The sequence below is a fragment of the Azospirillum sp. UENF 111221 genome, from assembly GCF_058780625.1.
Window position 1 is genome coordinate 2,273,063 of the sequence record NZ_JBSNCH010000005.1, and the last position, 9,125, is coordinate 2,282,187.

Here is a 9,125-nt window from a genome sequence, read left to right on the forward strand (position 1 = left end):
GCGGTGGGATGTCCGCAAATGTGGGGCGAACATCCCGTCCCGTCAAACGGCTCGTGCCCGACGCCTGCCGGAAGGCCGGATCGGGCTCGGATATCGGGCCCGGATATCAGGCCAGGATCAGGGGGTGCCGTCCGCGGTGGTGACGCCGGTCTTCGGCTGGGCGGTCTGGCTCTGGAACAGCGCCTCCTCGGCCGCGCGGCGGGCGACGAGGCCAGGCAGCTTGGTCGGCGTGCCGTTCACCGTGGCATAGACCCAGCGGCCGAACTGACCGGCAGCCCCGGCATAATCGCCCTCGTTCAGCAGCCTCAGCAGGGTCGAACTTTGCAGGCTGCCGGCGCCGAGGTTGAAGACGAAGGACGCCAGCGCGCCGCGCTGGTCGTCGTTCAGCGGCACCGTCACCAGGGCGTCGACATGGCCGGCGGCCTGGGCAAGGTCGGAGGCGAGAAAGGCATCGGCTTGCTCGACGGTGATGGTCTGCCCCATCGTCACGCCGGCGGTATGGCCGTAACCGATGGTGGGAACGCCGGCCGGGCAGAGGTAGGCGTTGAGGTAAAGGCCTTCAAAATGCTTCACAAGATCGACCGCGGCTTGGCAGACCGGCTGGGTGGTCATGGATGGAAACTCCCGGTTGGCGCGCCGGGCGGGGTGGTGCCGCCCGTATCGGCGGCGATCCTATGGGGAATACGCGCGGAGCGGGAAGTGTGGATTTCAATTTGTCGCGAATTGCGGAGCTGTGGCCGCCGAGACTGCGCGGCAGGAGAATTCTGCGCGGGACCTGGGCTGATAAAGTCAGGGTGACAAGGTCTGGGCGGCGCCGAACAGCACGAAAAGAGCGAACAGCAGGGCGAACAGGCCGGCGATGGTGGTGAACTCCAGCAGAACCTCCACCAGCCGGCTCTCATGCTCCCGCCACCGTGCCCGCTTGCCCGATCCCGGAGCGGCGGCGATTCGGGCCGGACGCTTGTGTTCGAGGCGGTCGGCCGCATGAGTCCCGGTCCAGCCGTCCGCCCGCCGCTTCGCCATCATCGCGCCCTCCACTCTCTCCAATGCCGATTTCTCTAAAATTTTAGGAAATCTCGTCCGGTGGCGCTGTGACGGCAATCACAGGCGTGACGTGCGGGAGGTGAGCGAGCGGCTGGGAGGATCGGGTGGATTCTGGCGCCCGGTTCCAGCCTTTTGCTGTCCCGGCGATGCGTCCGCTGCCGGAAGGGTCGGTTTCCTCGTGACCGTTTGAAGAAATTTGCCCGTGCCGGCTGCCTGCCGAGATGAGGGAATATCATTTGAAATCAATGTGCTATAAGCAGTGTCGGATGAGTGTTGCAGACATTTGCGGCAAATTCCGAAACGAGCCTCTTGAATCCATAATCCGCTTCGATTAGCTGTCTGGCACTCGCCGGGCTGGAGTGCTAACAGCCGCCGCCCGCGCCAATTTCCGTCAGTCAGAACCAAGCCTTGATCCAAGGAGGCATTCCATGAAGTTCCGCCCGCTGCACGACCGCGTCGTCGTCAAGCGTCTGGAGTCCGACACCAAGACCAAGGGTGGGATCATCATCCCCGACACGGCCAAGGAAAAGCCGCAGGAAGGCGAGATCATCGCCGTCGGCCCGGGCGCCCGTGACGAGTTGGGCAAGGTCGTGGCGCTGGACGTCAAGGCCGGCGACCGCATCCTGTTCGGCAAGTGGTCGGGCACCGAAGTGAAGATCGAAGGCGTCGATTACCTGATCATGAAGGAATCCGACATCATGGGCGTCATCGAGGCCTAAGTCCTCCGCCCGTACCCTTCGAAATTTACACGTTAAAGGAATCGAGACATGGCTGCCAAAGACGTCAAGTTCGGCCCCTCCGCGCGCGAAAAGCTGCTGCGTGGCGTTGACATCCTCGCCGACGCCGTGAAGGTCACGCTGGGCCCGAAGGGCCGCAACGTCGTGATCGAGAAGTCCTTCGGCGCTCCGCGCATCACCAAGGACGGCGTGTCGGTCGCCAAGGAAATCGAGCTGGCCGACAAGTTCGAGAACATGGGCGCCCAGATGGTCCGCGAGGTCGCCTCGAAGACCAACGATCTGGCCGGTGACGGCACCACCACCGCCACCGTCCTGGCCCAGGCCATCGTCCGCGAAGGCGTGACCAAGGTCGCCGCCGGCCTGAACCCGATGGACCTGAAGCGCGGCATCGATCTGGCCGTCTCGACCGTCGTCGCCGACATCCAGGCCCGCGCCAAGAAGGTCACGACCAACGACGAGATCGCCCAGGTCGGCACCATCTCCGCCAACGGCGAAGCCGAGATCGGCAAGATGATCGCCCAGGCGATGGAGCGCGTCGGCAACGAGGGCGTCATCACGGTGGAAGAGGCCAAGAGCCTGGACACCGAGCTGGACGTCGTCGAGGGCATGCAGTTCGACCGCGGCTACCTGTCGCCGTACTTCGTGACCAACGCCGACAAGATGGTCGCGGATCTCGAGAGCCCCTTCATCCTGCTGCACGAGAAGAAGCTGTCGGGCCTGCAGCCGCTGCTGCCGGTTCTGGAAGCCGTCGTCCAGTCCTCGCGTCCGCTGCTGATCATCGCCGAGGACATCGAGGGTGAGGCGCTGGCCACGCTCGTCGTGAACAAGCTGCGCGGCGGCCTGAAGATCGCCGCCGTCAAGGCTCCGGGCTTCGGCGACCGCCGCAAGGCGATGCTGGAGGACATGGCCATCCTGACCGGCGGCCAGGTCATCTCCGAAGACCTCGGCATCAAGCTCGAGAACGTCACGCTCGACATGCTGGGCACCGCCAAGAAGGTCGTGATCTCCAAGGAGACCACCACCATCGTCGACGGCGCCGGCGACAAGGCCGACATCGAAGCCCGTTGCGGCCAGATCCGCGCCCAGGCCGAGGAGACCACCTCGGACTACGACCGCGAGAAGCTGCAGGAGCGTCTGGCCAAGCTGGCCGGTGGCGTCGCCGTCATCCGCGTCGGCGGTGCGACCGAGGTCGAGGTGAAGGAGCGCAAGGATCGCGTTGACGACGCGATGCACGCCACCCGCGCCGCGGTGGAAGAGGGTGTGGTCGCCGGCGGCGGCACCGCCCTGCTGTACGCCTCCAAGGCCCTGGACGCCCTGACCCCGGTCAACGACGAGCAGCGCGTCGGCATCGACATCATCCGTCGCGCCCTGCAGGCCCCGGTCCGTCAGATCGCCTACAACGCGGGCACCGACGGTTCGATCGTGGTCGGCAAGCTGCTCGACCAGAACGACACCAACTTCGGCTACGACGCCCAGAAGGGTGAGTTCACCGATCTGGTCGCCGCCGGCATCATCGACCCGGTGAAGGTGGTTCGCACCGCCCTGCAGGATGCGGCCTCGATCGCCGGCCTGCTGATCACCACCGAGGCGATGATCGCCGAGAAGCCGGAGAAGAAGGCTGCTCCGGGCGGCATGCCGGGCGGCATGGGCGGCATGGACGACATGGGCTTCTAATAGCCTATCGTTCGACCGTTCTTCGGTTCGGAAAGGGGCGCCTCCGCAAGGGGGCGCCCTTTTCTTTGGCCGGATGACCGGAAGGGAGCCGGAGTTCCACCCTGCCCCCACCCCTGGCCGTGACATCCCGCCATCCTGAAAAGTCAAGGTGAAGTCCGCCTTGCTTTGCCGCGGTCGCCTCCCAATAATCCGCCCCTCTCTTGCCGGGCACCCCAGCGTGGGGCGCCGGCCTCCTGACTTCCGTATTTTAAAACGAGGGCCTGTTCCATGCGCTCCTTCGAGGGCCAGCATTCCGACAACGTCGCCATCAAGCGCACCCGCGAGCAGAAGCAGCGTCAGCTGGTTCAGCTCAAGGAGCAGCTGGCGACGCTGAAAGCCCACGCGGCCCCCGCCATCCGTGAAGCATTGGTCAAGCGCATCGCCGAACTCGACGCCGAGATGCGCCAGCCCGCCAAGCCTGCCCGCGAAGGCCGCGAAGGCCGTGGCGAGGGCCGCGGTGAAGGCCGTGACGATGCGCCGCGCCATCCCCGCCGCGAACCCCGCGCAAGCGTCTTCCGCGCCGAGGACAGCGGCGACCGCAGCGCCGCCGTGACCGCGGCGAGCGTCTTCGCCTCGCCTCGCCGCCGCAGCTGAACGCACGGGACAGCGCCATGCCCGCCGACCGCACCGCCTCCGTCAAGGGATCCCGTCTCGCCGATCAGGCCTGGCTGCTGATGATGCTGCCGCCCCTGTTCTGGGCGGGCAACGCGGTCCTGGGGCGTGCGGTCGCCGGGTCGGTGCCGCCCATCGGGCTGGCCTTCTGGCGCTGGTTCCTGGGCATGCTGGTGGTGCTGCCCTTCGCCTGGCCGCATCTGCGCCACGACATCACGCCGATCCTGGCGCGGTGGAAGAGCGTGCTGCTGCTGGGCACGCTCGGCATCGGCATCTACAACACCTTCCAGTACATCGCGCTCAACACGACGACCGCGCTGAACTGCGTGATGCTGCAGTCGTCGATGCCGGTGATGATCGTGCTGATGAGCCTCGTCCTGTTCCGCGACCGGATCGGGGCGATGCAGGGGGTGGGGATCGCCGTCTCGCTGGTCGGCGCGATGACCCTGATCTCGCACGGCGATCCGGGAACCCTGCTGGGGCTGGAGTTGAATGCCGGCGACGTCTGGATGCTGGCGGCTGTGGTGATCTATGCCGCCTACACCACGCTGCTGCGCCGCCGGCCGGCGATCCACGGGCTGAGCTTCGTCGTCGTCACCTTCGCCATCGGCGCGGTGGAACTGCTGCCTTTCTATGTCTGGGAGAGCCTGGGCGGCCATCCGGTCCAGGCCAGCGGCATCACGCTGCTGGCGGTCGGCTACACCGTGCTGTTCCCGTCCATCGCCGCCTATCTCTGCTTCAACCGGGCGGTGGAGCTTCTCGGCCCCAACACCGCCGGCCTCGCCATCCATCTGGTGCCGGTCTTCGGCAGCCTGCTGGCCATCCTGTTCCTGGGCGAGCAGCCGCACCTCTATCATGGGGTCGGCATCGCTTTGATCGCCGCCGGCATCCTCCTGGCGACCCGCCGCCGGGCCTGAGCGGCCACAGGGTTGCGGCCGGGGAAGCCGCGCGGAACGTTAAATCCGTGCGAAGATAATTTTTGAACCCGGCGGTCACAACAAACCAACTGGATGGCTTTTCTTGTCTTGTGATAAAGTTTGGCCGGCGTTTCCTGCCGGCGGATAGGTCGTCCGGGTATGGAGTTTGCGAAAATACTTGCGGTGTTCGCCGTCTGGTTTCGGGGTGTCCCGTGGGATAGCGCATTGATCGGCGTTCTTGTTTGAGTTTTCGCCGGTGTAGTATCCCTGGTATCCTTTTAGACAGGTCCGCTATCCCTCGCGATTGCAGCGGTCAATAAGGGATGACCGCTAAAATGTCGGTCATGGCGGCGGTTCGGACACGGATCGACCGTTATGGAGAGCCGGCGCTGTTCGCCGGCCCGATGTGGTGGAGGTCCCAAGATGCCCCTGCAAATTTCCGCGCCCGCCTATCCGCAAACCACCTGCCTCGTTCACATCGTCGATGGCGACCTGATGTCGCGCAGCACGCTTTCGCGGGCGCTGGGCGCGGTCGGCATCGCCTGCCGTGTCCACAGCACCGCCGCCGATGCGCTGGCCGTGCTGGGCACCGGGTCCTCCTGCATCGTCCTGCGCAGCGACCTGCCGGACATGACCGCCATGGAGTTCATGGCCGAGGCCTCGCTGCACGGCCACGACCTGCCGGTCCTGGTGATGACCGAGCAGGGCGACGTCGACGCCGCCGTCGCCGCGATGAAGGCCGGCGCGGTCGACTGCATCGCCCGCCCCTTCGCCATCCCGGCCTTCCTGGAGCGGCTGCGCGCCTGCCTGGCGTCCGGCAGCCCGCATGCCCAGCAGCGCGACCGCAGCCGCGACGCTGTCCGCCGGCTCGCCCTGCTGAGCCGCCGCGAGTCGGAGGTTCTGGAACTGATCGTCGACGGCAAGCAGAGCAAGACCATTGCCTGGGAGCTGGGCATCAGCATCAAGACGGTGGAGGTCCACCGCGCCCGCATCATGGAAAAGACCGGCTGCCGCTCCATCGTCGGCCTGGGGCGTCTCTGGGAGTCGGCGGAAATTCTGCGCGCCCGTGACCTGCCGCATCCCATGTCGATCCGCCAGCCGGCCCCGGCCGCACTGATGGAGGCGGCGGCATCCTGATGCCGCCATCCCCGGGGCTGTCTTGTGCGGGTTGCCGTCCTTGCCGGATTGCGGCTCCTTCGGACACGGCCGGTCGAAAATTGAAGGCCGGCGAGTGCTTTCCGTGGGCTTGACCGGAAGAGGATTGTAAAGTTCCGGGGAAGAGCAACCAGAGCGCTGACAGGAGCGGTTCTATGTTCCCCGATCATGGTCACCGTCGCATCGCCGTGGCGTCGCCCGACGACATCGCCACGGCGCGTCGGATCGCGGCGGAACGGGCCGACGGGGTGCTGCCGGTGGACGAGGCGGCCCGGCTGGACCGGCTGGTGACCATGGTGGCCGACCATGCTCTTGGCCGGCCGGACGGGACCATCCTGATTGCCCGGATGCGCAGCGGGGCCGGCGTCGAATGCCTGGCCTACGACCGCGATCCCGCCACCGCCGCGCTGACCCCGTCAACGCCGGACGGTGGTCTCCCCGCGCTTGACGCGGTGTTGGAGTCCGTTCGCGGCGAGGCCGACCGGTTCCATGTTCATGCCACGCCGGGCATCGGGCTCGCGCTGCTGGCCCGTGTCCTGCGGCCGGGTGCGGACGATGCCCCGCCGGCCGACGCCCTGGCCCAGGCCGGGGCGGTGACGGTCGAGCGGAGCGGCGGCGACGCCGCGCGCGGCGGTCCCTTCATCGACCATTGGTTCGTCAGCTGTGCCCCCGCCCGTGGCGGTGACGGCCCCTGCGGCATCGCCCTGATGGTCGACGGCGACACGGCCGCCGATGCCGGTCCCGCCGAGCCCCCCGTCAAGACCGATGCCGGTTCCAGTGCGGAGGAGGGCAAGGGGCAAGGTGCCACGCAAATTCCCCCCCCCACAATGATGACGCCCGCCGTGCTGCGGCAGATGGAGGCGGTGGTCGCCGCCACGGTTCCGGGGCTGCCGGCTCCCGTCGTGGTCAACGCCATCCGGCGCGACCTGAAGGGGCGGCCCGAACTGGGGCTGTCCCACGACCGGACCCTGACGCGGATCGGGCGGTCGGCCGCCGCGGTCCTGCGCTTCGACGCCGGTGCGGTGGATTATACGGCGCTCGGCACCCTGGCCGGGGCGGTGGTGCGCCGGCAGGAGATCACGGCGCTCGGCGCCCGCTGGGCGATGATCGGCTTCAATCCGCTGGCCCCCGCCTCGGTCCATCTGCGCTGGGCAGCGGGGGAGCATGTCGTGCTCTACACCGGCGGGTGTGCCCGGCTGCCCGCCCTGTTCATCCACCGCGACCTGCACCGGGTCGAGCCGACGCTGGCGGCGCTGGTCCTGCTGCGCGACGGTGCGGTGAGCGACGACGACCACACCGTGCTGGTTCTGCGCAACTGCGGCGACGGCCTGCCGGCCAACGCCGTCTGAGGTCCGTCGGCGTCCCCGGCTCAGCGCCAGCCGCGCGGTCCCCTGCCGGGGCCCCATCCACGTCCCGGGCCCCAGCCGCGGTCGCCGTGCCAATGGTCGTGCCAGGGGCGGCGGTAATAGCCCGGCCCGACCACCACCGGCGGCGGCACGGCATAGACGGTCGGCGGCGGAACCACCACCGGCTCGCTGTAGGCGGGATGATCGGGATCGTAGGCGACGCAGCCGGTCAGGGCGGCACCCCCCGCAGCCAGGAGCAGGGCGGTCAGGATGCGGAGACGATTGGTTGGCATGGCCGTGCTTCCTGTCTGACGACGGACCGGCTTCGGCGGTGAAACCGGTCATCTGTACGAACACCGCAGCCCGGCCGGCTATTCCATACCTCTTTGGCGTCATGATTTTGAAGCCGTTCGGCCGATGCCTCGTCCATCCCGGAATCCGATGGATGAAAGAAGAACTATGAATTTCACATATCGGGGCGGCGGCGCCATCCTGTGTCCCGACGTCTTCCCAATTCAGAAGACCCATTCAGAAGACCCATTCAGAAGACGAGGCCGCCATGAAAGCCGTTGGTTTCCGCAAGTCCCTGCCCATCGCCGATGCCGGCGCGCTGATCGACGTCGAGATCGACCGCCCGACCCCCACCGGCCGCGACCTGCTGGTCCGGGTGGAGGCGGTGTCGGTCAACCCGGTGGACACCAAGGTCCGCCGCAACGCCTTGCCGACCGAAGGCGAGCTGCGCGTCCTGGGCTTCGATGCCGCCGGCATCGTCGAGGCGGTCGGGCCGGAGGTGACCCTCTTCCGTGCCGGCGACGCGGTGTTCTATGCCGGCTCCATCGACCGGCCCGGCACCAACAGCGAATATCATCTGGTCGACGAGCGCATCGTCGGCGCCCGCCCGGCCAGCCTGAGCGTCGCCGAGACCGCCGCCCTGCCGCTGACCGCCATCACCGCCTGGGAGATGCTGTTCCACCGGCTGGGCCTGCCGCGCGAGGGCGACGGGAAAAATGGCGGCGAGGGCAAGTCGCTGCTGATCGTCGGCGGGGCCGGCGGCGTCGGCTCCATCGCCATCCAGCTGGCCCGCCGGCTGAGCGGGGTGCGGGTGCTGGCCACCGCGTCGCGTCCGGAGACCGCCGACTGGGTGCGCGAGCTTGGCGCCCATGACGTGATCGACCACAGCCGGCCGATGGCGGAACAGGTGAAGGCGCTGGGACTGGCCGGCGTCGATTACGTCTTTTCCACCAATGCGACCGACCGCCATTTCCAGGATCTGGTCGAGCTGGTGGCGCCGCAGGGCCATATCGGCCTGATCGACGATCCGGAGCCCATCGACGTCCGCCTGCTGAAGCGCAAGAGCGTCTCGCTGCACTGGGAGCTGATGTTCACCCGGCCGCTGTTCCAGACCGACGACATGATCGCCCAGCACGAGCTGCTGACCGAAGTGTCGCGGCTGGTCGATGCCGGCACGCTGCGCACCACCCTGACCGAGACGCTGGGCCGCATCGATGCCGCCACCCTGCGCAAGGCCCATGCCCTGATCGAATCCGGCAAGGCCCGCGGCAAGGTGGTGCTGGAAGGCTTCTGATCAGCGTCTTCCGGCC

10 protein-coding genes are annotated in these 9,125 nt (G+C 67.5%); 7 read left to right on the top strand and 3 right to left on the bottom strand.

Going from position 1 to position 9,125, the window contains the following annotated elements:
* Nucleotides 1-117: 117 nt before the first annotated feature.
* Together ACWPN3_RS25485 and ACWPN3_RS25490 are read right to left on the bottom strand one after the other, a co-directional pair.
* Nucleotides 118-612: a lysozyme gene (locus ACWPN3_RS25485; RefSeq protein ID WP_109449612.1), complete on the bottom strand. Its 495-nt coding sequence runs from the start codon at nt 610-612 to the stop codon at nt 118-120.
* Between the two features lie 177 nt (nt 613-789).
* Nucleotides 790-1,026: a hypothetical protein gene (locus ACWPN3_RS25490; protein WP_492239938.1), complete on the bottom strand. Its 237-nt coding sequence runs from the start codon at nt 1,024-1,026 to the stop codon at nt 790-792.
* Nucleotides 1,027-1,472: 446 nt separating this feature from the next.
* Here ACWPN3_RS25490 and groES point away from each other — a divergent pair, with 446 nt between their 5' ends.
* The 6 genes from groES to ACWPN3_RS25520 all read left to right on the top strand — a co-directional run bounded on the left by groES (nt 1,473) and on the right by ACWPN3_RS25520 (nt 7,527).
* Complete coding sequence (gene groES, locus ACWPN3_RS25495; RefSeq protein WP_492261810.1) at nt 1,473-1,763, top strand: co-chaperone GroES; 291 nt, start codon at nt 1,473-1,475, stop codon at nt 1,761-1,763.
* Between the two features lie 48 nt (nt 1,764-1,811).
* Nucleotides 1,812-3,455: a chaperonin GroEL gene (groL, locus tag ACWPN3_RS25500; RefSeq protein WP_109449608.1), complete on the top strand. Its 1,644-nt coding sequence runs from the start codon at nt 1,812-1,814 to the stop codon at nt 3,453-3,455.
* 267 nt (nt 3,456-3,722) lie between these two features.
* Nucleotides 3,723-4,088 carry a hypothetical protein gene (locus ACWPN3_RS25505; RefSeq protein WP_492239939.1) on the top strand — a complete coding sequence of 122 codons (366 nt, stop codon included), beginning with the start codon at nt 3,723-3,725 and terminating at the stop codon, nt 4,086-4,088.
* 17 nt (nt 4,089-4,105) lie between these two features.
* Entirely contained in the window at nt 4,106-5,023 is a 918-nt protein-coding gene (locus ACWPN3_RS25510; protein ID WP_109449603.1) for a DMT family transporter, read from the top strand.
* Between the two features lie 423 nt (nt 5,024-5,446).
* Nucleotides 5,447-6,160 carry a response regulator transcription factor gene (locus ACWPN3_RS25515; protein WP_109449601.1) on the top strand — a complete coding sequence of 238 codons (714 nt, stop codon included), beginning with the start codon at nt 5,447-5,449 and terminating at the stop codon, nt 6,158-6,160.
* A 173-nt stretch (nt 6,161-6,333) separates the two neighbouring features.
* Entirely contained in the window at nt 6,334-7,527 is a 1,194-nt protein-coding gene (locus ACWPN3_RS25520) for a hypothetical protein (protein WP_492261811.1), read from the top strand.
* A gap of 20 nt (nt 7,528-7,547) precedes the next feature.
* Here ACWPN3_RS25520 and ACWPN3_RS25525 read toward each other — a convergent pair whose 3' ends face one another.
* On the bottom strand, nt 7,548-7,817 hold the full coding sequence (locus ACWPN3_RS25525; RefSeq protein WP_492261812.1) for a hypothetical protein: 270 nt from the start codon (nt 7,815-7,817) through the stop codon (nt 7,548-7,550).
* A 266-nt stretch (nt 7,818-8,083) separates the two neighbouring features.
* On the opposite strand from ACWPN3_RS25525, the gene ACWPN3_RS25530 reads away from it, so the two are divergent.
* A complete protein-coding gene (locus ACWPN3_RS25530; RefSeq protein ID WP_492239942.1) occupies nt 8,084-9,109 on the top strand; it encodes a zinc-binding alcohol dehydrogenase family protein in 1,026 nt (341 codons plus the stop codon).
* Nucleotides 9,110-9,125 lie beyond the last annotated feature (16 nt).

Excerpts from the sequence above, each read along its gene's own strand:
- ACWPN3_RS25485 (WP_109449612.1), bottom strand. The coding sequence starts at position 612 with ATGACCACCCAGCCGGTCTGCCAAGCCGCGGTCGATCTTGTGAAGCAT.
- ACWPN3_RS25490 (WP_492239938.1), bottom strand. The coding sequence starts at position 1,026 with ATGATGGCGAAGCGGCGGGCGGACGGCTGGACCGGGACTCATGCGGCC.
- groES (WP_492261810.1), top strand. The coding sequence starts at position 1,473 with ATGAAGTTCCGCCCGCTGCACGACCGCGTCGTCGTCAAGCGTCTGGAG.
- groL (WP_109449608.1), top strand. The coding sequence starts at position 1,812 with ATGGCTGCCAAAGACGTCAAGTTCGGCCCCTCCGCGCGCGAAAAGCTG.
- ACWPN3_RS25505 (WP_492239939.1), top strand. The coding sequence starts at position 3,723 with ATGCGCTCCTTCGAGGGCCAGCATTCCGACAACGTCGCCATCAAGCGC.
- ACWPN3_RS25510 (WP_109449603.1), top strand. The coding sequence starts at position 4,106 with ATGCCCGCCGACCGCACCGCCTCCGTCAAGGGATCCCGTCTCGCCGAT.
- ACWPN3_RS25515 (WP_109449601.1), top strand. The coding sequence starts at position 5,447 with ATGCCCCTGCAAATTTCCGCGCCCGCCTATCCGCAAACCACCTGCCTC.
- ACWPN3_RS25520 (WP_492261811.1), top strand. The coding sequence starts at position 6,334 with ATGTTCCCCGATCATGGTCACCGTCGCATCGCCGTGGCGTCGCCCGAC.
- ACWPN3_RS25525 (WP_492261812.1), bottom strand. The coding sequence starts at position 7,817 with ATGCCAACCAATCGTCTCCGCATCCTGACCGCCCTGCTCCTGGCTGCG.
- ACWPN3_RS25530 (WP_492239942.1), top strand. The coding sequence starts at position 8,084 with ATGAAAGCCGTTGGTTTCCGCAAGTCCCTGCCCATCGCCGATGCCGGC.